20 protein-coding genes and 1 rRNA gene are annotated in these 20,233 nt (G+C 63.6%); 10 read left to right on the top strand and 11 right to left on the bottom strand.

Features of this window, described 5'->3' with window-relative positions:
• The first annotated feature begins 210 nt into the window (after positions 1-210).
• From FQ755_RS15715 to FQ755_RS15695, 5 genes are read left to right on the top strand one after another with little or no spacing between them, the layout of a single operon-like run.
• Complete coding sequence (locus FQ755_RS15715) at positions 211-636, top strand: DUF1178 family protein (protein ID WP_144155767.1); 426 nt, start codon at positions 211-213, stop codon at positions 634-636.
• 49 nt (positions 637-685) lie between these two features.
• On the top strand, positions 686-1,882 hold the full coding sequence (locus FQ755_RS15710; RefSeq protein ID WP_144155765.1) for an acyl-CoA dehydrogenase family protein: 1,197 nt from the start codon (positions 686-688) through the stop codon (positions 1,880-1,882).
• Positions 1,883-1,892: 10 nt separating this feature from the next.
• Positions 1,893-3,023: an acyl-CoA dehydrogenase family protein gene (locus FQ755_RS15705; protein WP_144155763.1), complete on the top strand. Its 1,131-nt coding sequence runs from the start codon at positions 1,893-1,895 to the stop codon at positions 3,021-3,023.
• Positions 3,024-3,057: 34 nt separating this feature from the next.
• Positions 3,058-3,516 carry a MaoC family dehydratase gene (locus FQ755_RS15700; RefSeq protein WP_144155761.1) on the top strand — a complete coding sequence of 153 codons (459 nt, stop codon included), beginning with the start codon at positions 3,058-3,060 and terminating at the stop codon, positions 3,514-3,516.
• Entirely contained in the window at positions 3,513-3,977 is a 465-nt protein-coding gene (locus FQ755_RS15695; RefSeq protein WP_144155759.1) for a MaoC family dehydratase, read from the top strand. The genes FQ755_RS15700 and FQ755_RS15695 overlap by 4 nt, the downstream gene beginning before the upstream one ends.
• Positions 3,978-4,028: 51 nt before the next feature.
• On the opposite strand, the gene FQ755_RS15690 is transcribed toward FQ755_RS15695, so the two are convergent.
• The 5 genes from FQ755_RS15690 to FQ755_RS15670 are packed head-to-tail and all read right to left on the bottom strand — an operon-like array spanning position 4,029 to position 9,570.
• Positions 4,029-5,288, bottom strand: a complete 1,260-nt coding sequence (locus tag FQ755_RS15690; RefSeq protein WP_144155757.1) for an acyl-CoA dehydrogenase family protein — start codon at positions 5,286-5,288, stop codon at positions 4,029-4,031.
• Positions 5,289-5,319: 31 nt separating this feature from the next.
• Entirely contained in the window at positions 5,320-6,426 is a 1,107-nt protein-coding gene (locus FQ755_RS15685) for a phosphotransferase (RefSeq protein WP_144155755.1), read from the bottom strand.
• Between the two features lie 22 nt (positions 6,427-6,448).
• A complete protein-coding gene (locus FQ755_RS15680; protein ID WP_144155753.1) occupies positions 6,449-7,168 on the bottom strand; it encodes a histidine phosphatase family protein in 720 nt (239 codons plus the stop codon).
• Between the two features lie 39 nt (positions 7,169-7,207).
• Positions 7,208-7,996: an oxepin-CoA hydrolase, alternative type gene (locus FQ755_RS15675; RefSeq protein WP_144155751.1), complete on the bottom strand. Its 789-nt coding sequence runs from the start codon at positions 7,994-7,996 to the stop codon at positions 7,208-7,210.
• Positions 7,993-9,570: a 3-hydroxyacyl-CoA dehydrogenase gene (locus FQ755_RS15670; RefSeq protein WP_144155749.1), complete on the bottom strand. Its 1,578-nt coding sequence runs from the start codon at positions 9,568-9,570 to the stop codon at positions 7,993-7,995. The genes FQ755_RS15675 and FQ755_RS15670 overlap by 4 nt, the downstream gene beginning before the upstream one ends.
• 132 nt (positions 9,571-9,702) lie before the next feature.
• Here FQ755_RS15670 and FQ755_RS15665 point away from each other — a divergent pair, with 132 nt between their 5' ends.
• On the top strand, positions 9,703-10,356 hold the full coding sequence (locus tag FQ755_RS15665; RefSeq protein WP_144155747.1) for a glutathione S-transferase: 654 nt from the start codon (positions 9,703-9,705) through the stop codon (positions 10,354-10,356).
• 127 nt (positions 10,357-10,483) lie between these two features.
• On the opposite strand, the gene FQ755_RS15660 is transcribed toward FQ755_RS15665, so the two are convergent.
• Both FQ755_RS15660 and FQ755_RS15655 read right to left on the bottom strand, forming a co-directional pair.
• A complete protein-coding gene (locus tag FQ755_RS15660) occupies positions 10,484-11,656 on the bottom strand; it encodes a pyridoxal phosphate-dependent aminotransferase (protein WP_144155745.1) in 1,173 nt (390 codons plus the stop codon).
• Between the two features lie 78 nt (positions 11,657-11,734).
• On the bottom strand, positions 11,735-12,262 hold the full coding sequence (locus FQ755_RS15655; protein ID WP_144155743.1) for a putative toxin-antitoxin system toxin component, PIN family: 528 nt from the start codon (positions 12,260-12,262) through the stop codon (positions 11,735-11,737).
• Positions 12,263-12,318: 56 nt separating this feature from the next.
• Between FQ755_RS15655 and yaaA the strand changes: the two genes are divergently transcribed.
• Both yaaA and FQ755_RS15645 read left to right on the top strand, forming a co-directional pair.
• Complete coding sequence (gene yaaA, locus FQ755_RS15650) at positions 12,319-13,101, top strand: peroxide stress protein YaaA (protein WP_144155741.1); 783 nt, start codon at positions 12,319-12,321, stop codon at positions 13,099-13,101.
• Positions 13,102-13,106: 5 nt separating this feature from the next.
• Positions 13,107-14,261: a carboxypeptidase family protein gene (locus FQ755_RS15645; RefSeq protein WP_144155739.1), complete on the top strand. Its 1,155-nt coding sequence runs from the start codon at positions 13,107-13,109 to the stop codon at positions 14,259-14,261.
• A gap of 174 nt (positions 14,262-14,435) precedes the next feature.
• Here the strand turns inward: FQ755_RS15645 and FQ755_RS15640 are convergent, their stop codons facing one another.
• From FQ755_RS15640 to FQ755_RS15625, 4 genes are all read right to left on the bottom strand, one after another.
• A complete protein-coding gene (locus tag FQ755_RS15640; protein WP_144155737.1) occupies positions 14,436-15,083 on the bottom strand; it encodes a BspC domain-containing protein in 648 nt (215 codons plus the stop codon).
• Positions 15,084-15,198: 115 nt separating this feature from the next.
• Complete coding sequence (locus FQ755_RS15635) at positions 15,199-15,873, bottom strand: energy-coupling factor ABC transporter permease (RefSeq protein WP_144155853.1); 675 nt, start codon at positions 15,871-15,873, stop codon at positions 15,199-15,201.
• A 169-nt stretch (positions 15,874-16,042) separates the two neighbouring features.
• Positions 16,043-16,903, bottom strand: coding sequence for a response regulator transcription factor (locus tag FQ755_RS15630; protein ID WP_144155735.1), 861 nt, complete (start codon positions 16,901-16,903; stop codon positions 16,043-16,045).
• 271 nt (positions 16,904-17,174) lie between these two features.
• On the bottom strand, positions 17,175-18,389 hold the full coding sequence (locus tag FQ755_RS15625; RefSeq protein WP_144155733.1) for a DUF2863 family protein: 1,215 nt from the start codon (positions 18,387-18,389) through the stop codon (positions 17,175-17,177).
• Positions 18,390-18,571: 182 nt separating this feature from the next.
• Here FQ755_RS15625 and FQ755_RS15620 point away from each other — a divergent pair, with 182 nt between their 5' ends.
• Together FQ755_RS15620 and FQ755_RS15615 are read left to right on the top strand one after the other, a co-directional pair.
• Positions 18,572-19,687, top strand: a complete 1,116-nt coding sequence (locus FQ755_RS15620; protein ID WP_144155730.1) for an AI-2E family transporter — start codon at positions 18,572-18,574, stop codon at positions 19,685-19,687.
• Positions 19,688-20,168: 481 nt separating this feature from the next.
• Positions 20,169-20,233: ribosomal RNA gene (locus FQ755_RS15615) — 16S ribosomal RNA — on the top strand; the annotation flags it as partial.

Here is a 20,233-nt window from a genome sequence, read left to right as displayed (position 1 = left end):
TTGTCGTTTGCGGGCTCGACGGCCGCCATCGCGCCCCTTATCGCGCCGGGCGGGCGTCGGCGCGACGGGTTAGAATCGCGCACGCTCGCTTGATCCCGGACGCGACAATGCGCCCCCCTCGCGTGCCAAAGTCGCCCACAGCAAAATTTACGAACGACCGTTCACAAATTTAGATTTTGCGCTAAACTCATACGCAAGCCCTGATTCCACATGAAGGTCCTCGATTTACAGTGCCCGCATGGCCATCGGTTCGAAGGCTGGTTCGCTTCCGCCGAAGAATTTGAGTCGCAGTTGTCCCGCAAGCTGGTCGAATGTCCGGTTTGCAGTGCGACCGAAGTGAGCCGTTTGCCGTCGGCGCCCCGGTTGAATCTGTCCGGCGCGACCGAGGCGCAAGCGAGCGCGGGTAACAGTGAATTGCAGGCGCGCGTCATGCGTGCGCTGCGCGAGGTACTGGAAAAGACCGAGAACGTGGGCGACCGCTTCGCCGAGGAAGCGCGGCGCATTCACTACAACGAAGCGCCGGCGCGCAACATTCGCGGTGTCACCACGCCCGAAGATGCGCAAGCCTTGGTCGAAGAAGGCATTGAAGTGATGCCGTTGCCGATCCCGGCCGCGCTGAAGGAACCGCTGCAATAGCGCAGCGGCTCACTGGCGGCGGGGTAGCCGCGGCCAGGAGACACTGCGTATGAATCTGGATTATTCCCCCGCTGACAACGCGTTCCGCGCCGACATCCGCGCCTGGCTCGAAGCGAATTTGCCGCGCGAGCTGAGCCACAAAGTCCTCAATCACAAACGTCTGAATCGCGAAGACTTCGCGAACTGGCACAAGCTGCTCGGCACGCGCGGCTGGTCGGTGATCGCCTGGCCTACGGAATATGGCGGTCCTGGCTGGGATGCTACGCAACGCCATATCTGGGACGAAGAGTGCGCGCGGATCGGCGCGCCCTCGGTGTTGCCGTTCGGCGTGTCGATGGTCGCGCCGGTGCTGATGAAATACGGCAGCGAAGCGCAGAAGCGTCACTTCCTGCCGCGCATTCTGGATGGCACGGACTGGTGGTGCCAGGGCTATTCGGAACCCGGCTCGGGTTCGGATCTGGCGTCGCTGCGCACACGCGCCGAGCGGGTCGGCGATCACTATGTCGTCAACGGCCAGAAGACGTGGACCACGCTCGGCCAGCACGCCGACATGATGTTCTGCCTTGTGCGCACCGACAGCGGCGCGAAAAAGCAGGAGGGCATCTCGTTTCTGCTGATCGACATGAAGACACCGGGCATCACCGTGCGTCCTATCATCACGCTCGACGAAGATCACGAAGTCAACGAAGTGTTCTTCGAGGACGTGAAGGTGCCGGTCGAGAATCTGGTTGGCGAGGAAAATCGCGGCTGGACTTACGCCAAGTATCTGCTCGGCCACGAGCGCACGGGCATTGCACGCGTCGGCCAGTCGAAACGTGAGCTTGTGTTCCTGAAGCGCCTCGCCCTCGACCAGAAGAAAAACGGCAAGCCGTTGCTCCACGACCCGGTGTTCGCCGCGAAGGTCGCCAATCTCGAAATCGAATTGATGGCGCTCGAAGTGACGGTGCAACGCGTGGTCGCTAACGAGACAGGCGGACGCGGACCGGGACCGGAAGCATCGATGCTGAAGATCAAGGGCACGGAAGTGCAGCAGGGTCTGACGGAACTGATGGTCGAAGCCATCGGGCCGATGGCGGCGCCCTTCGATGTGCCGTTCCTCGAAGGCGAACACGCCCACAGCTCGGCCGGCGACGATGACGCCGCGCCGCTCGCCGCGTACTACTTCAACTTCCGCAAGACGTCGATCTACGGCGGCTCGAACGAAATTCAAAAGAACATCATCGCGCAGATGATTCTCGGACTCTGAGGAGCGGCGCATGGACTTCACTTTTAGCGACGAACAGCAACAATTCGCCGACGCACTGCGCCGTTATCTGGACAAGAGCTACGGCTTCGAGGCGCGTCAGGCTATCGTGTACTCGGACGCAGGTGTTTCGGACCCGCATTGGGCGGCATTCGCCGAACTCGGCTTGACCGCGCTGCCGGTGCCGGAAGAGCAGGGCGGTTTCAATGGCAGTCCTGTCGACATGCTGGTGGTGATGCAGGAACTGGGCCGCGCGCTGGTGGTTGAGCCGTATTGGGCGACGGCGGTGGGTGTCGAGGCTTTGCGGATCGCCGGGTCCAGCCAGGATGCCGAAGACGCCGCCTTGCTCGAACGCGCGGCGCAAGGCGAGATCAAGCTCGCGGTCGCGTTCCACGAGCCGCATGCCCGCTACGACCTGTTTGCGGTGGAAGCCACGGCCAGGCAACAAGGCGAGCACTACGCGCTGAGCGGCAAGAAATCCATCGTGCTGCATGGCGCGCAGGCCCATTATTGGATCGTCCCGGCGCGTCTGAATGGCGAAATTGCCCTGTTCGTGGTGGCGCGCGACGCAGCCGGCACGCAGGTCACCGATTACCGCACAATCGATGGCCAGCGGGCCGCGTCGCTCACGTTCGAAGGTACGACGGCGCGGCGTTTGGGCAGCCAGCACGCCGGCGCGGCGGCGCTCGAGCAGATTGCCGACTACGGCACCGTGTTGCTGTGCGCGGAAGCCGTCGGCGCGCTCGACGCGCTGAATCACGCCACCGCCGAGTACACGAAAACGCGTCAGCAGTTCGGTCAGCCTATCGCGCGTTTTCAGGCCTTGCAGCATCGCATGGTCGAAATGCTGATTCACGCGGAACAGGCGCGCTCGCTGACGTATCTGGCGGCGGTGCGTTACGCTAGCGTCGATGCCGACGAGCGGCGCCGCGCGGTGTCGGCCGCCAAGGTGCGGGTGGGGCAGGCCGCGCGTTTCGTCGGTCAGCAGGCGGTGCAACTGCATGGCGGTATGGGCGTGACGAACGAAGTGGCGGCGGCGCATCTGTTCAAGCGTCTGGCGATCATCGAGACCACGCTCGGCGACGTCGATCATCATCTCGAGCGCTTTGCCGCGCTGCCCGGTTTCGCTACCGCCGAAGTCTGAGCGGCCGTCCGTCACAAACGAATGAGGTGTCACGATGGGATTGAGTTTCGAAGATATGGAAGTCGGCTCGGTCACGGAATGCGGCGAACATACGTTCACGCGCGACGAGGTCGTCGCGTTCGCCGAGCGGTTCGATCCGCAACCGTTTCACATAGATGACGCCGCGGCCGCCGCTTCGTCGTTCGGCGGCCTGGTTGCGAGCGGCTGGCATACCTGTTCGGTGATGATGGGACTGCTGGTGCGCAACGTGCTGGCCGGATCGACGTCGATGGGCTCGCCGGGTATCGACGACATCCGCTGGCTCAAGCCGGTGCGGGTCGGCGACACGATCCGCATGACGAACTCGGTGCTCGACAAGCGCGTGTCGTCGAGCAAGCCGGATCGCGGCATCGTCTCAACCGAATGGGCCGGCATCAACCAGCACGGCGAGACCGTGGTCACGGTGCGCTCGAAGGCGCTGTTTGGTTTGCGTAATCCGGGAGCCGGCGCATGAAGCGCGACGTGGAAGGCCTCGATGCTCAGGGGCTGCGATCGCTGGTGGGCGGCGCGCCGCTCGTCAGCGCGTGGCTGCTGATCGATCAGGCGAGCGTGAACGGCTTTGCCGAAGCAACTGGCGACCATCAATGGATCCACGTCGACGCAGAACGCGCGCGGCGCGAGTCGCCGTTCGGCGGGCCAATTGCGCACGGCTTTCTGACATTGTCGCTAATCCCCGCCTTGCTCGGGCAGACCGTCGCGCTCAAGCAGCGGATGGGCGTCAACTACGGCCTGAACCGCGTGCGATTCACCGCGCCGGTGCCGGTCGATTCACAGGTACGCGCGCGTTTTGCGGTAGCCAGCGTGGACGATGTGGACGACGCCGGTGTGCAGGTGGTGTGGAACGTGACGCTGGAACGGCAGGGTAGCGAGCGGCCGGTGTGCGTGGCGGAATTCATCACGCGGCATTATTTCTAGTCGCTCAGGTGATACGGGGCATGAGGCTGTTCCCTCACGCCCCGTATCCCATCACGAACGCGTAATCGGCATCTCCACCTTCGCCGCTGCGCCGGCGTCCATGTGCCGCGCCAGTTCGAGCTTGGCGATGGCGTTGCGGTGCACTTCATCCGGGCCATCGGCAAAACGCAGCGTGCGGGCCGACGTGTAGGCATAGGCGAGCGGGAAATCCTCGCTGAGACCCGCCGCGCCGTGCGCCTGCATCGCCCAGTCGATCACCTGGCAGGCCATGTTTGGCGCCACTACCTTGATCATCGCAATCTCGCCGCGCGCGCCCTTGTTGCCGACCGTGTCCATCATGTAAGCGGTCTTGAGCGTCAACAGTCGCGCCTGTTCGATCATGCAGCGCGCCTCGGCGATCCGTTCCTGCGTGACGCCTTGTGCGGCAACCGGCTTGCCGAAGGCGACGCGTTGCAGCGTGCGTTTCGCCATCAATTCGAGCGCGCGTTCTGCCAGTCCGATCAGGCGCATGCAGTGGTGAATCCGTCCCGGTCCAAGCCGTCCTTGCGCAATCTCGAAGCCGCGTCCTTCGCCTAGCAGCATGTTCGCTGCCGGCACGCGGACGTTTTCGAGCGTGATTTCCATGTGGCCGTGCGGCGCGTCGTCGTAGCCGAACACCGTCAACGGACGATGCACGGTGATGCCGGCGGCGTCGGCGGGCACCAGAATCATCGATTGCTGCGAGTGGCGCGGTGCGTCCGGATCGGTTTTCCCCATCACGATATAGACCTTGCAACGCGGATCGCCCGCGCCCGACGACCACCACTTGTGGCCGTTGATCACGTAGTCGTCGCCGTCGCGTTCGATGCGCGTCTGGATGTTCGTCGCATCCGATGACGCCACTTCCGGCTCGGTCATCAGGAAGGCGGAACGGATCTGTCCTTGCAGCAGCGGTTCGAGCCACTGACGCTTGTTGTCCGGACTGCCGTAGCGCTCGATGGTTTCCATGTTGCCGGTGTCGGGCGCGTTGCAGTTGAAGACCTCCGGCGCCCAGGGCACGCGGCCCATGATCTCGCACAGCGGCGCATATTCGAGGTTGGTCAAGCCGGCGCCGCGTTCGGAGTCGGGCAGGAACAGATTCCACAGGCCGGCGTCGCGGGCTTTCTGCTTGAGCTGCTCGACCAGTTCGGTCGGCAGCCACGCGTTTCCATTGGCGCGGTTGCGGGCAATTTCCCCGGCGAAGGCGCGTTCGTTCGGATAAATATGTTCGTCGAAGAAGGCGAGCAGTTTCTCGCGCAGTGCCTGAACCTTCGGGGTGTAGTCGAAATTCATCTAAGACCTCGCGGATGTCGGGGGATGTCGATTAACGCACTTTCTGCGCGTAGCGCCAGGCGAGTTCCGCCATGGGCCTCGCGCGCCGGCCGGCGTCGAGCGCCTGTGCGCTGGCCGCGGTGCCGTCGACGACGCGTTTCATGATGCCTTGCAGGATCGCGGCAATCCGGAACATGTTGTACGCCAGATAGAAGTTCCAGTCGCCGTGGATTTCGAAGCCCGTGCGCGCGCAATAGCGTTCGACGTATTTCGCTTCGTCCGGGATGCCGAGCGCGGCCCAATCGAGCCCCGCGATGCCGCGAAACTGCACCGGGTCGACGTGCCAGGCCATGCAGTGATAGGCGAAGTCAGCCAGCGGATCGCCGAGCGTCGACAGTTCCCAGTCGAGCACGGCCAGCACGCGCGGTTCATGTGGATGGAAGATCAGGTTGTCGAGCCGGTAGTCGCCGTGCACGATCGAGACCCGCTCGCCGGTTTCGTCCGGCATGTGCTGCGGCAGCCAGTCGATCAGCCGGTGCATCGCGTCGATCGGCTCGGTTTCCGACGCCACGTATTGCTTGCTCCATCGGCCGATCTGTCGCGCGAAGTAGTTGCCGGGCTTGCCGTAGTCGATGAGGCCGACGGCCGCGACATCGACACTATGCAGTGCCGCGATCACGCGATTCATTTCATCGTAGATCGCCGCGCGTTCTTGCGGGTTCATGCCGGGCAGCGACTGATCCCACAACACCCGGCCTTCGACGAACTCCATCACATAGAACGCGCGGCCGATCACGCTTTCGTCCTCGCACAGCGCGAGCATCTGCGCGACGGGCACGCCGGTGCCGGCGAGCGCGTGCATCACGCGATACTCGCGCTCAACGGCATGCGCGGACGGCAGCAGCCTCGCCGTCGGGCCGGGCTTCGCCCGCATCACATAAGTGCGCGAGGGTGTGATCAGTTTGAAGGTGGGATTCGATTGGCCGCCGGCAAACTGCTCCATCGCAAGCGGTCCTGAGAAACCGTCGACGTGCTGTGTCAGCCAGGCCGCGAGCGCGTCCGTGTCGAAGCGTTGCCGCTCGGCGACGGGGCGCGTGCCTTCGAATGCGGAGTAATCCGGCTTCTGTTCAGGTTCGCCCGTCTTCGTGGCTTCGCCCATTGTCTCCTCCTGTGAGTATCGACTACGCCGGATGCCTGTACTGAATGAACTGGGCGTAGAGCATTTCCATCGTCGTATGGCGCACGTCGCGATGCAGCGGCGACGGCGGCGAGTAATTGAGCGTGCGCAATACCCAGTCGCGCGGCGCGGCGCCGACATCCAGCGCGTTGATGCAGCCGGTGGCCTGCGACAGATGACCGAAAAAAGTGCGCCCGCCTGCCGTGATGGCGTGTGACAGGATGGCGCGATTCACGCCGCCATGCAGGACGAGCAGCACGGTGTCCCACGAAGTGTCGGCGCGCAGGGTGGCGACTGCGGGCAGCACGCGGTCGAACAGTGCGCCAATCGTCTCGCCGCCGAGAAAGCGCGTGCTCTCGGGCACCACGCCGTCGAACGCGCTGAGGAACGCGGCTTCGATATCGGCGGCGGGAATGGCGCTCAATTTGCCGCCGCGGATTTCCTGCAGCGCCGGTTCGATCTCCAGTTCGACATGCTGATGGGTTTCGGCGAGCACGCGCTGCGCGGTTTCGATCGTGCGCGGCAGGCCGCTGACGATCACGCGGTCGAAGCGGATCTGCTGCAGCGCGAAGGCCTGGCCGGCGGCGCTCGCCTGTTCGCGGCCCTGGGCGTTCAGCGGCACGGTTTCCGGATCGATGGCGCGGCCGGTGGCGTCGAAGTAGGTCACGTCACCGTGGCGCATCAGATAGATGCGGCGGCGCTTCGGCAGTTGGAATTCAGGCATGACGGACTCGCTCGCTGGCTCAGGTGACTCGCGGGTGGATCATTTGTATTTCGGGGCGCGTTTTTCGAGGAATGCGGTGATGCCTTCGAGCGCGTCGCCGTGATGCAGCGAGGCGACGAAGTGGTCGCGCTCCGCCACCAGATGCTCGGCGAGCGGCTGCGTGCCGGCAGCGGCGAGCAAGGTCTTGATGCGCGCGGAGGCGTTCGGCGAGATCTGGCCGAGTTGTTCCGCCCACGCAACGGCGGCGTCGCGCACCGCGCCCGGCTTTGCCAGGCGGTTCACCACGCCGAGTTCGTGCAGACGCGCGGCGCCGATCGGCTTGCCTTCCAGCAGCACTTCGGCGGCGAGCTGGCGCGGCAATGCCTGCGCGAGGAACCACGAACCGCCGCCATCCGGCGTGAGACCGACACGCGCATACGACATGACGAACTTCGCGTCTTCGGCGGCCACCAGCAGGTCGCACGCGAGCGCCAGCGAGAAACCGGCGCCGGCCGCCGCGCCTTCGACGGCGGCAATCACCGGTTTCGAGGACGAGCGCAGCGCGCCGATCCATTCGCCGAGCAGGTCGATGCTTTGCGCCTGCACGGCGGGATCTTTCGCGCGGTTCTCCAGCAGGCGATTGAGATTGCCGCCCGCGCAAAAGAATTGGTCGGCGCCGGTGAGGACGATGGCGCGGATCGACGGATCGCGCTCGGCGCTGTCGAGTGCTTCGATGCCCGCCGCGTACATGTCGGGGTGCAGCGCGTTGCGCGCGCCGGGATTCGACAACGTGAGGACGAGCGTCGATTCGCTTTCGGCCGGACGTGAGGTCAGCAGCTCGGCGCTCATGACGGGTTCTCCACGTGGGTGTCGGTTGCCATGCTTGTCGCCTCGGCGACGTCGCCCTGGGTGAGCGACATGCCGAGTTGCGCGCGCCGCGCCAGCCACGGCGACGGTCGGTAGCGCGGGTCGCCGAGCACGCCGAACATATTGCGCAGAATCGTCAGCAGCGTTTTTGCCCCGAGCGCGTCGCCGAGCGCGAGCGGCCCGCGCGGGTAACCCAGGCCCAGCGTCACGGCGAGGTCGATGTCCTGCGGCGTGGCAATCTGTTGCTGCGCGATATCGCAGCCAATGTTGACGATCGTCGCCACCACGCGTTGCGCGACGAAGCCGGTCGAATCGCGGATCACGGTAACGGGGATGCCGTCGGCGGCCAGCAATGCGTGCGCGGTGTCGCGCGCGGCGCGCGTCGTGGCGGGCGTTGTCATCAGCGTCCGGCGCTGTGCGGCGACGAGCGGGAACAAGGCGTCGACGGCGACGGTGCGGCTCGCATCGAGCGCCTCGTCCACGGCGGCGGTCGTCGCGTCGTGACCAAACGGCGTCACGATGATGAGCGAGTCCGCGGCGGGCGTGGCGCCTTCATCGAGCGCGACGCCTGCTTTGGCGACGAGCTCCACCACGGCCTGGCGCGCTTCGGGATAACGCCTGCTGACCCACGCGCGAGTGGGCAGTTCAGTGGGAGCGGGCGCCTCTTCGGGCACCTGCTGTTTGCCGTCATCGTAGCGATAGAAGCCTTCGCCGCTCTTGCGGCCGATCAGGCCGCCCGCGAGACGCGTGCCGGTGATCGGCGAGGGCGTGAAGCGCGGCTCTTCATAGAACTGGTGATAGATCGATTCCATCACCGGATGCGAGACGTCGAGCGCGGTCAGATCGAGCAGTTCGAACGGCCCCAGACGAAAGCCCGCCTGCTCGCGCATGATGCGGTCGATCTCGACAAAGCTGGCGACACCTTCGCCCGCGATGCGCAGCCCTTCGGTATTCATGCCGCGGCCGGCGTGATTGACAATGAAGCCCGGCATATCCTTCGCGCGCACCGGCGTGTGCCCCATGCGGCGCGCGAGGTCCATCAGCGCATCGCCCGCGGAGGGGTCGCTGCGCAGGCCGTCGATCACTTCGACGACTCTCATCAGCGGCACCGGGTTAAAGAAGTGATAGCCGACCACGCGCGATGGATCGGAGCAGCCGGCGGCAATCGCGGTGATCGACAGCGACGAGGTGTTCGACGCCAGAACGCAGCGGTCGCTGACGACGGTTTCGAGTTCGCGAAATAACGTGCGCTTCACCTCGAGCTTTTCGACGATCGCTTCGATCACGAGATCGCAGTCCACCAGATCGCCGATCGCCTGCGCACCGCTGACATTGGCCAGCGCCGCCAGCGAACGAGCCTGGTCGAGCTTGCCTTTGGCCGTGAGTTTGGCGAACGTGTCGGCGAGATAGTCGCGCGCCGCGCCCACTGCGGCCGGGTTGGTGTCGAACAGGCGTACTGTCAGCCCCGCGAGCGACGCGATCTGCGCAATGCCGCGCCCCATTGCGCCTGTGCCGACAATGCCGATAGTCTCGATGCTGTAATTGCGAGAGGTCATTGGGTTGCTCGACTCCATGGTTATTTTAGAATAGCACGCTCGTGCAATTTACTGGATGATTGATTCACCGGCCGCCGGCGTCGTCATAAGCGGCTCGACCCACCCGTCACACCTGCCAGATGGAGACATCCGATGATCAAGCTGTGCGGCTTCGCACTGTCCAACTACTACAACAAGGTCAAGTTCGTACTGCTCGAATACGGCATTCCGTTCGAGGAAGAGTTTGTGATGATGAGCCAGGAGGAAGCGCTGCTGGTGCATTCGCCGCTCGGCAAGGTGCCGTTTATCCGGACTGAACATGGCGACCTGTGCGAGTCGCAGGCGATCATCGAATATCTGCATGCGCGCTTTCCCGACAAGGTCATTTTTCCGGCCGACCCATGGGAGGCCGCGAAGCAGCGCGAACTGATCACGTTCCTCGACCTGCATCTGGAACTGGTCGTGCGCCCTTTGTACAAGGAAGCCTTTTTCGGCGGCACGGTGAGCGACGCGACCAGGGCACACGTCGAAAAGCTGCTGACGCGTCATGTAGCCGGCTTCGCGCGGCTCGCGCAGTTCGGGCCGTATCTGCGCGGCGCGGAATTCGGCGTGGCCGACGCGGCGGCTTACGTGAATCTGCCGCTCGTCGGCATGACCACGCAGATCATCTACGGCCGCGATTTTCTGCTCGACGCCGGCATGGACTGGAAGCGTTACGTGAAGCTGCTGAACGAGCGGCCGGCGGCGCAGCGCGTGACGGCGGACCGCAAGGCATACAGCGCGGCGGCGGCAGCGAGCAAGCAGTGAGAAGCCGAGGCGGCACGGCACATGACATGAGTGGCCGGACAAGAGCCGCGGCGCGCCCGCCATGCGCGCCGCGGCTCGATGCGATGGCGCAGAACGCAGGTTCGTTCGCGGCATCGCGGGCGTCATCCTAGAGACGCGCCAGCCGTTCGAGCGCGGTGGCGAGCGTGCTTTCCTGCTTGGCAAAGCAGAAGCGCACCACGCCCGATTCGTGCGACTCGTGATAGAACGCCGAAACCGGAATCGCGGCCACGCCAATTTCACCCGTCAGCCATTGCGCGAATTCGGCTTCGGGCAGATCGCTGATAGCCGAGTAATCGACGCACTGGAAGTATGTCCCCGTGCAGGGCAGCAGCCTGAAGCGCGAATTCGCCAGACCGGCGCGGAAGAAATCGCGTTTCTTCTGATAGAACGCCGGCAGATCCAGATAAGGCGCGGGGTCGCGCATGTACTGCGCGATGCCGACCTGCATCGGCGTGTTCACCGTGAACACGTTGAACTGATGCACTTTGCGGAATTCGGCGGTGAGAGCAGCGGGCGCGGCCACGTAGCCCACCTTCCAGCCGGTCACGTGATACGTCTTGCCGAAACTCGACACCACGAAACTGCGCTGCGCCAGTTCCGGATAACGGGCCATGCTTTCATGCGGCGCGCCGTCGTAGACCATGTGCTCGTACACTTCGTCGGACAAAATCAGCACGTTGGTGCCGCGCACGATGTCTTCGAGCTTGCGCATGTCTTCCGCGCGCCAAACCGTGCCGGTTGGATTGTGCGGCGTGTTGATCAATAGCAGACGGGTTTTCGGCGTAATGGCGGCGGCGAGCTTGTCGAACGGGATGGCGTAGTCGGGCGCGTCGAGCGTGACGAACACCGGCTTGCCGCCCGCGAGTTCGATGGACGGCACGTAGCTGTCGTAGGTCGGCTCGACCACGATGACTTCGTCGCCCGGATGCACCGTGCAGAGAATCGCCGTCAGCAGCGCCTGCGTCGCGCCCGCCGTGACGGTGATTTCGCTGTTCACGTCATAGCGGCGGCCGTACAGGCTTGCGATCTTGTCGGAGATCGCCTGACGCAGCGGCGCGGCCCCTGCCATGGGCGGGTACTGATTGTGGCCGTCGCGCATGGCCTGCGACACCGCGTCGACGATGCGCGGATCGCAGCCGAAGTCCGGGAAGCCCTGGCCCAGGTTCACGGCCCCTTTTTCCGCGGCGAGCGCGCTCATCACGGTGAAAATGGTGGTGCCGACGTTCGGCAGACGGGACGGAAACGACGGAATCGTGGGCGTATCGTGCGGTGCATTCATGGCGCTGTCGGTGCTTGTACGATGGTCTGAAAGACGGGATGAGGTTCGATTGTAGGGAATCGCGACGCGGTGTGTACGTCAGACGGCCGCGGGTTCCCCGGCCTGCAGTGCGCAGGCGGCGACGAACGGTGCCGGCTGGGCGATCTGGAAACCGAAGTCACGGGCAATGCGGCGCGCGAGTTTGAGCACCGCGCGGTCCTTCGAGACCAGCCAGTCGGCTTTCGCGGTGTATGCGAGTTCGAGGAATTTCTGGTCGTCGCGGTCTTTGCATTTCGGCAGAGGACGGGGCGCGGCTTCGGCTGATGCGGAGGTTGATTCGGCCGCTGAGGCCGGCGCAGGCTCTGGTTGTGGCTCGACGAATTGCGTGAGGCGGGCGATGGAAGCGAGCGCCGCCGTCTTGTCGACCGCGCGCTTCGCAAACTGCGGGTAATCGAGCACGTAGGTCAGTTCCGCGAGACAGCGGGCGTCGATCAAGGCTTCGAGCACACCGCTTTCGAGCGCGGCGAGGATCGGACGCGTGTGCGGGTCGTCGAAGACGAGAATGTCGATCCACACGTTCGAATCGAGGACCACGCGCAGGGCGCGTGCGGCAGGGGAGGCGGGCATTCGTTACAATCGTGCTTTCGTCATTAATGCCAGGCACGGCGTGCCTGCAAGCCTCTATGATAATCGTTCTGTCGCCGGCGAAATCGCTCGACTACGAAACCCCTCCGCACGTCAAAAAGCACACGATCCCCGATTTTGTCGATGACGCCGCCGAGTTGATCGGCGGCTTGCGCCGTCTGTCGCCGCAGCAGATCAGCACGCTGATGAGCATTTCCGACCCGCTCGCGCAACTCAATTTCCAGCGCTACGCCGAGTGGTCGCCGAAGTTCGACACCCAAAACGCCAAACAGGCGGTACTGGCCTTCAATGGCGACGTCTACGAGGGATTCGACGCGAAGACCTTGTCGTCGGCGGATCTGGACTTCGCGCAAAAGCACGTGCGTGTGCTGTCGGGGCTGTATGGCCTGCTGCGCCCGCTCGATCTGCTGCAACCGTACCGGCTCGAGATGAAGACGCGCTTTGCCAACGCGCGCGGCAAAGATCTGTACGCGTTCTGGGGCGAGCGCATCACCCAGGCGCTGAACGCGCAACTGAGGAAGAACGCCGGCGCGGCGCAGGTGCTGGTCAATTGCGCCTCGGAGGAATACTTCAAGTCGGTCAAGCCCAAACTGCTCGACGCGCCGGTGATCACGCCCGTGTTCGAGGACTTTAAGGGTGGCCGCTACAAGATCATCAGCTTCCACGCGAAGCGCGCCCGCGGCCTGATGGCGCGCTATGCGGTGGAAAACCGCCTCGACGCGCCGGAGCAGTTGCAGGGCTTCGATGCCGAAGGGTATGGGTTCGACGCCCACGCGTCGAACGATTCGACTTACGTGTTTCGCCGCCGCATCGCCGAGTAAAGACCATGACACTATCCGTTTCGAGCAACTTCGACGCAGGCGCGATCGAAGTCCTGTCCTGCGAGCAGGCCGACAATATCCGCCTGCGCGTGCGGCGCGACAGCCATGCGGACTTTGCGCAATGGTTCTATTTCCGCCTGTCGGGCGCGCAGGGCGAACGCTGCGTGATGACCTTCGAGAATGCCGCCGACTGCGCCTTCGCCGAAGGCTGGCGCAACTATCAGGCAGCGGCGAGCTACGACCGTGTCAACTGGTTTCGCGTGCCGACGTCTTACGACGGCCGCGTGCTGACCATCGACCATACGCCCGAGTTCGACCGTATCTATTACGCGTACTTCGAGCCGTACAGCGAAGAGCGTCACTCGGAATTTCTTGGCGCCGTGCAGCAGATGCCACAGGCGACGCTGACCGAACTGGGCCAGACCGTCGAAGGCCGGCCGATGTCCTTGCTCACGCTCGGCACCCCGCAAACCGGCGATACGCCGAAAAAGAAGATCTGGATCATTGCGCGCCAGCATCCTGGTGAGACCATGGCGGAATGGTTCGTCGAAGGCATGGTCAAGCGTCTGGCCGGCTGGGGCGACTGGGCGGGCGATCCGGTGGCGCGCAAGCTCTACGATCACGCGGTGTTTTATATCGTGCCCAATATGAATCCCGATGGCAGCGTGCGCGGCAACCTGCGCACCAATGCGACGGGCGCGAACCTGAACCGTGAATGGATGGAGCCTGACGCGGCGCGCAGCCCCGAGGTGTTGGTGGTGCGCGACGCGATCCACGCGACCGGTTGCGATCTGTTCTTCGATGTCCATGGCGACGAGGCGCTGCCTTATGTGTTCGTGGCGGGCTCGGAGATGCTGCCGGGTTTCACCGAGCGCCAGGGCGAAGAACAGAAGGCCTTCATCGAAGCGTTCAAACAGGCGAGCCCGGACTTCCAGGACAAGTACGGCTACGCGGCGAGCAAGTACCGTGAAGATGCGCTGAAGCTGGCGTCGAAATACATCGGCAACAAATTCGGTTGCCTGTCACTCACGCTGGAGATGCCGTTCAAGGACAACGCGAATCTGCCGGACGAACGGGTGGGCTGGAACGGCGAGCGCAGCGCGTCGCTGGGCGCGGCGATGCTGCAGGCGATTCTATGGCACGTCGAGCGGTTCGCGTAACGCGGTTAGGCGAGCAGCGGGGCATTTGCTGCCGTCTTTAGGTGGGATTTGTTGTAGGGAAACAGCGGGGCCGCGCATTGAGTGCGGGCCCCGCTTTTTTTGTTAGTCAGGACGGATGCCGCGACTGGAACCCTAACCGCCGGGTTAAGGCACAGGCGCCACGGCGCGAGCGCGTCAGTGCGGCTTCTTCGTTGCGGTCTTCTTGCCGGCCGATTTGCTGCTCGACTTGCTCGACGAGGTTTTGGCCGAACTCTTACCGGACGATTTCTTGGTCGACGATTTGTTGCTGCTCGGGTGCTTGCCTTTGCCGCCTTTACCACCGTTGCCGGCCTTATGACTGCCCGAGGACTTCGCGGCGCTCGGTCTGGCCGGCGGCACCGGGTCGTTCCAGCTAAAGGCGAGCATCTGGTTACCCACATAGCCGCAGCGGAATTTCAGATCGGCCGGATCGCCGTCGCCATTCTGGTGTACGCCGAGGCCTTCCACCGTGACGATGTTGTCGACCTTGACGCGCTGTTTGCCTTCGTCGAATGAATCGTTCCAAGGCGTGACAGAGGCATGGGCGCTGTCGAAAGAGCTGGGTGGAAATTCGACGTGGTCGAAAGCGCTGGAGGTGCTGGCGACAAAATTGCCATGCGCCGCGCAATCCGCCACGAGGGGATCGGCGTGCATATCATTGACGAATTTATCGACGAGTTCGTTGTGCTGTTCGAGCTGATCGGCGAATGCGGGAGCGGTACATATGAGCGAGACACTCGCTGCACATGCTGCTAACCGGCCGACCACCCGCAGCAATCGGCGCGGTACGTTAGTGCGATCCATCAAGTTCGGTGAGCGCTATTGAGACATCAGGCACGTAAGATGCCTGACGGCAGGAAGGAGTTCAATCCTGACACAAATTTTTTGCTTTGTCGTGGTACGGGGTCTCGCCCCGGCTTCAGATGCGCGGGCCGCCGAGCCGATAGCGACGTACGTCATACGTCGTGACCCAGGCCGGCCGGTAGACGGCGATCAAGGCTGTGGACATGCCGGTGAACCAGGCCTCGCCGGTTGCCAGCAAAAACACGCTGAACGCATAGCCTACCGGCACCACGGTCAACGAGCCGCCGGCGATGGCGACGTGAGTGCCGACGGCTGCACCGGCTGTCAGCGCGACCGCAATGGCGGGCGAGACGAAGCCTTGGCCGAAGATGAACATGAACAGGTTGCGCGGCAACCACGCAACGCACGCGCGCTGCAACAATGCCGAGATGCCGACCGGCAATGCGCCGTAAATGACGAAGGTAAGCGCGATGCCTTGCCACGGCGCATCGAAGACGACCGCCGCGAGCCCGGTGACCGCCGCCATGGCGACGAGCGCTAGTGCCCAGTCGAAGAGCGTGACCACCAGGGTTGCACCGAGCAGATGCATGACCGTGCCGTCATCGAGCCACGCGTTACTGGCCCACAGCACCGCGACGGCCACGATGATGGCAAGCCAGACATGTTGGAGGGTGGCGTCCTGCAGCCGTTTGAAAGGATTTTTCCACAGCGCGAGCGCGAGCAGCAGCGCGGTGGCGATCCAGCCACCGACAGCGACCCATAGCGGAAGCGGTGTATAGAGGAAACCCATACGTCTCATATTACTCGTTGGACGGAAAAAGGTGTGAGCGGAATCCATGCCAGCTGCGCTGAGCGAACGAATACGAACGGGTTTCATGCGGGCGATCAAACAGCGCGCCGGCGCAGAGGCCGGCGCGCTTCGGGCGTGGTTTGGGCGCGCTTTGGGCGGATTTTGCCGCTCAGCTCGACTCCTCGGAACCTGGGTCGCCGTATGGAACCGTGGCTTCGGCTGCCATGGGCAAGTCCTCGGTGGTGTCGTTAGCCGGCAACGGATACTTGAAGGATGACGGGTTGCGGGCGCGCAACGGCACGACGCCGGGCTCGCCCATCACCGGTCGCGGCGCGGCCTCGTGGTCGCTGCGCAGCACTTCGAGCTGGGCCGACAGCCAGCCGTTGTAGAGCGCCACGGCGGCCGCCCGGTTGGGCGCGCCGAGTTGCTGGAAGATGCTGGCCAGATGGATCTTGACGGTGCCCTCGCTGATCCCAAGCGTGCGGGCAATCATCTTGTTGGTGCTGCCCATGTGCACGCAGCGCATGATCTGCTCCTGGCGCGGCGAGAGATCAATTGCGAAGCGCGTGCGGCGGGCCGGCGGCTTGGCTGCCGCATCCGGCTGTTGATCGGGCGCGGGTTCGGGAGGCTGCGGCGCTGGCGGGAGCTTCAGCGCGCCCGCCGGCACGTAATAACCGCCGAGCAGCACGATTTCGAGCGCCCGCACGATCAAACGCGGGTCCGTGTCGCGCCGGACCACCCCGAGCGCGCCTTTGTCCATCAAATTGCGCACGCCTTTGGGCGAGGTATCGTCGGTCAGCACGGCAATCCGCAGGCTGGGATGTTCGAGCAGCAGCCGACGAATTTCGAGCGGAGACATCCAGTCTTGCCAGTCGATCACAAGCAGATCGGGTTGTTGCCGACGCAGGGCGCGGTCCACCTGGCGCCAGTCCTGTGCTTCGTTAAAGCGTGCCTGGCGGTCGATTTGCCGCAGTAGCGCCTTGAGTCCGTCGCGTCGTTCCGCGTCGGCGTTGAGTACCGAGATACGCATGCCTTGCTCCTCCAGATCAATCAATAGTAGTGGCGCGATGCTAGCCGGCGGCGAAGGGGGCCAGTTGCAGTGCGATGCGCCACCGCCTAATGATGACAAATTCCAGGCGTCTTGACGGCCTGGCCAGAAGGCATAGGACAACTGGCATGGTTCGCTATCCCAAAAAGGAAACGGCCCAGTCAGCATGAGCCGATTGGGCCGTTCAGTTCTGGCGGGTCAACTCGCTGCAGTCCGCTGCCGGCGGGGCCGGCGGCGGACTGCAGCGTCGGCCTCAATGGAAATGCGGTTGCGCGGGTTCGGCGTCTTCCGGCATTTCGGCATGCACAATTTCACCGAGTGGATCAGCGTAAAGCGGCACGCCGCAGTCATCGCAATATTCAGGCTCGAAGCGGCCCGCATGACGACGGATGTCCGTGATGCCGGTTTCCTTCAGCAGCGCGACGATTTCTTCGAGCGGGCCGTCGGAGGTGGATGCTTCCTGCGGCTCTTCGTCGATGCCCGATTCGCCGTTTTCGCGGCCGTATAACGGCCAGACGACGCCGTAGATCACTTCGTTACTGCCGCGGCGGGTGAACCCGACGCGATATTCGTCGATCCGGCGCTCGCCAAAGCCCGCGACCACGGCGCGCAGATCGCCCGGCGCCGCGCTGATGGTGTCGAACAGATAGCGCACGGCGGTACGGACGGTGTGCGGGCGCACGCGCTCGTCGGCGTCGCGGCAAGCCGAGTAGTAGGCGTCCGGCAACAGGCATTCGAATTCGCAGCCGGGCAACGCCAGCGACAGATTGGCGCCGCCTTGCGTGGCCCACTGTTCGAGGCACTGGCCGCGTTCGATGCGGTTGCCATGCTCCTCTTCCTGCCAGCGAAACACCGGCGCGCCGACGGGCGCGGCGACCACGGCCAGCAGGAAGCGCGGATCGGCCAGAATCGGCGAGGTTTCCGGCAGTTCGCCGAAGTTGATTTTCGCCGCGCCGCCGCCGAGCGCTGCCTGCGTCAGCTGTTGCGCGATACGCCATGTTTCGACGTGATGGCGCGGCAACTGGTCGATGCTGTACAGGAACGGCGCCATTGCCACCCGGGTGCCGGCCGCGAGCACGTGGGCCTGCAGATGGGCGCGCAGTGCGTCGGCCGCGTCGTTCTTGAGCGGGCCCGAGGGGATTGCGTAGCGTGTCCAGGCGAGCACGGGCGCGGCGATCAGCAAGGCTTCATGCGGCACACCTTCGTGCTCGACGGTGAACGACTCGCTATGCGTTTCCGCCATGTCGGCGAGCGCACCGTAGGCGTCTGGATGATTCTGCTGAAGATGGTCGAGCGCGGCATCCAGTGTGGTCTGGTTGGCGTTGCGAACGATCTTGGTCAGCAGCGCGTCGAGCTTCGCTTCCCAGAAGCGGTCTTCGGTGCGGCTGCCCGACGCGAATAGCGCGAGCGAGAGACCGACGAGCTTGTCGGCATCGGGAGGGAGACGTTTGGCGATTCGCGAGCGCATAAATCCAAGGGTGGGGTGCACAGAACCGTATATTCTAGTCTTTTCTGCGGCGTCCTATCATTTACGCGTAATGGCGGGTGAATAAGGCTGCGCGCAAGCGCGTGGGCGGGTGAAAGGAGCGCCGTGCCGACGGGCGTTTGCCGTAGCGTCGCCGTGGTCTGACACAACGAGGGGGATTCATAATGAAATCGGACCAATTGATCGAACGGCTCGCCGCCGTATTTGCATTGATCGTGCTGGTAGGCGGTTCGTTGCTGGTGCTGGCGCCGTTCACGACGGCGTTGCTGTGGGGCGCCATTCTCAGCTATAGCTCGTGGGGCCTGTATCGCAGGCTGACTGTTGTGGTGGGCGGTCGTCGCAAGCTCGCGGCGTTGTTAATCGTCCTGATTATTTTGATTGTGGTGCTGGGGCCGTTTGTGTATGCCGGATTTGCATTCGGCGCGCATGTGCACGAAATTGTCGCGCTCGTGCAAAGGCTTTTTGAAGATGGCTTGCCTGATCTGCCGCCCTGGGTTGTGCGCATCCCGCTGGTGGGTCCCAATATTGAGGCGTTCTGGGAGCATTTGACCAGCGGCAATTCGGAGCTGATCGCGCAGATGAGAACGCTCGCGGCGCCGGCCGGCAGATGGATTCTGACCGCCGCCATTGCGGTGACGCATGGTTTGGGACTGCTCGCGCTGAGTATCGTGCTGGCGTTCTTTTTCTATACGGGCGGCGAGGGTGCGGCGGCCTGGTTGAATGCGGGGATGCGCCGCGTCGCCGGTGAACGTGCCGATTATCTGCTGGCACTCGCGGGCAGCACGATTCGCGGCGTGGTCTACGGCATTCTCGGGACGGCGCTCGTGCAAGGCGTTCTGGCGGGCTTTGGCTGCTGGATCGCCGGGGTGCCGGCGCCTGCGTTGCTTGGATTGGCGACCTTCTTTCTATCCGTCATCCCGGGTGGTCCGGTGATTGTCTGGCTGCCCGCCGCAATCTGGCTTTACCACGGCGGCGCGACCGGATGGGCGATTTTTCTGGTCATCTGGGGCGTGGTCGCAGTGGGGATGTCAGATAACGTCATCAAGCCGATCCTGATTGGCAAGAGTAGCGACATGCCATTGATCCTCGTCATGCTGGGCATTCTCGGCGGGGCATTTGCGTTCGGCTTTCTAGGCGTGTTTATTGGACCCACGCTGCTGGCGGTCGCGTACACCGTTTTGCATGACTGGACGATTGGTTCTTCGACTGCAGCGGCCTTGGCGCCGAAGTCCGAACCTGTACCGATTGACGAAACGCGGCCGGTTCAAAAGGCGCCTTGAAATAAATCCCGATAACGCTTGCGCGCCCCGGTTGGGCTCGCTAGAATCTCGTTCTTTCGCGTTCCGGATGACGGGGCGCGAGGAACGGGAGAGCCAGCAGTGGCAAGGCTTTCGGCGGGGTGGGCAGGCTCAGGCAGTGATAAAAAACCTGTTGACGACGTAGCGAAAGTTCTTCATAATCTCGTTTCTCTGCTGCTGATGCAGCGACGCAGAACGAAGCGGTGCCGGGTGGTGAGGTTGGTAACCTGGTGCGGTTTTGGTGGTGGATGCGTAATCGATCTTTAAAAATTAACAGCCGATAAGTGTGGGCGCTTGATGCGCGACGCGGCGGCGGGCTCTTCGGGGCCTGCTGCACAAGCGAAAGTATCAAGTCTCACACAGTAATGAAAGGAAGGTTTTTCTGTCGAGAGATGGAAGAATCATTCGTCAGTACGTTGAGTGAGCGACCTATTCGGAAGAATAGAAAACAGTAACAGGAATTGAACTGAAGAGTTTGATCCTGGCTCAGATTGAACGCTGGCGGCATGCCTTACACATGCAAGTCGA

It is taken from the genome of Paraburkholderia sp. BCC1885 (genome assembly GCF_900996235.1).
Taxonomy (GTDB): domain Bacteria; phylum Pseudomonadota; class Gammaproteobacteria; order Burkholderiales; family Burkholderiaceae; genus Paraburkholderia.
Note: the sequence above shows the minus strand (reverse complement) of the source record. Positions and strands in the feature narration are given on the sequence as shown.

Coding starts and splice junctions, on each gene's coding strand:
- FQ755_RS15715 (WP_144155767.1), top strand. CDS start 211: ATGAAGGTCCTCGATTTACAGTGCCCGCATGGCCATCGGTTCGAAGGC.
- FQ755_RS15710 (WP_144155765.1), top strand. CDS start 686: ATGAATCTGGATTATTCCCCCGCTGACAACGCGTTCCGCGCCGACATC.
- FQ755_RS15705 (WP_144155763.1), top strand. CDS start 1,893: ATGGACTTCACTTTTAGCGACGAACAGCAACAATTCGCCGACGCACTG.
- FQ755_RS15700 (WP_144155761.1), top strand. CDS start 3,058: ATGGGATTGAGTTTCGAAGATATGGAAGTCGGCTCGGTCACGGAATGC.
- FQ755_RS15695 (WP_144155759.1), top strand. CDS start 3,513: ATGAAGCGCGACGTGGAAGGCCTCGATGCTCAGGGGCTGCGATCGCTG.
- FQ755_RS15690 (WP_144155757.1), bottom strand. CDS start 5,288: ATGAATTTCGACTACACCCCGAAGGTTCAGGCACTGCGCGAGAAACTG.
- FQ755_RS15685 (WP_144155755.1), bottom strand. CDS start 6,426: ATGGGCGAAGCCACGAAGACGGGCGAACCTGAACAGAAGCCGGATTAC.
- FQ755_RS15680 (WP_144155753.1), bottom strand. CDS start 7,168: ATGCCTGAATTCCAACTGCCGAAGCGCCGCCGCATCTATCTGATGCGC.
- FQ755_RS15675 (WP_144155751.1), bottom strand. CDS start 7,996: ATGAGCGCCGAGCTGCTGACCTCACGTCCGGCCGAAAGCGAATCGACG.
- FQ755_RS15670 (WP_144155749.1), bottom strand. CDS start 9,570: ATGACCTCTCGCAATTACAGCATCGAGACTATCGGCATTGTCGGCACA.
- FQ755_RS15665 (WP_144155747.1), top strand. CDS start 9,703: ATGATCAAGCTGTGCGGCTTCGCACTGTCCAACTACTACAACAAGGTC.
- FQ755_RS15660 (WP_144155745.1), bottom strand. CDS start 11,656: ATGAATGCACCGCACGATACGCCCACGATTCCGTCGTTTCCGTCCCGT.
- FQ755_RS15655 (WP_144155743.1), bottom strand. CDS start 12,262: ATGCCCGCCTCCCCTGCCGCACGCGCCCTGCGCGTGGTCCTCGATTCG.
- yaaA (WP_144155741.1), top strand. CDS start 12,319: ATGATAATCGTTCTGTCGCCGGCGAAATCGCTCGACTACGAAACCCCT.
- FQ755_RS15645 (WP_144155739.1), top strand. CDS start 13,107: ATGACACTATCCGTTTCGAGCAACTTCGACGCAGGCGCGATCGAAGTC.
- FQ755_RS15640 (WP_144155737.1), bottom strand. CDS start 15,083: ATGGATCGCACTAACGTACCGCGCCGATTGCTGCGGGTGGTCGGCCGG.
- FQ755_RS15635 (WP_144155853.1), bottom strand. CDS start 15,873: ATGGGTTTCCTCTATACACCGCTTCCGCTATGGGTCGCTGTCGGTGGC.
- FQ755_RS15630 (WP_144155735.1), bottom strand. CDS start 16,903: ATGCGTATCTCGGTACTCAACGCCGACGCGGAACGACGCGACGGACTC.
- FQ755_RS15625 (WP_144155733.1), bottom strand. CDS start 18,389: ATGCGCTCGCGAATCGCCAAACGTCTCCCTCCCGATGCCGACAAGCTC.
- FQ755_RS15620 (WP_144155730.1), top strand. CDS start 18,572: ATGAAATCGGACCAATTGATCGAACGGCTCGCCGCCGTATTTGCATTG.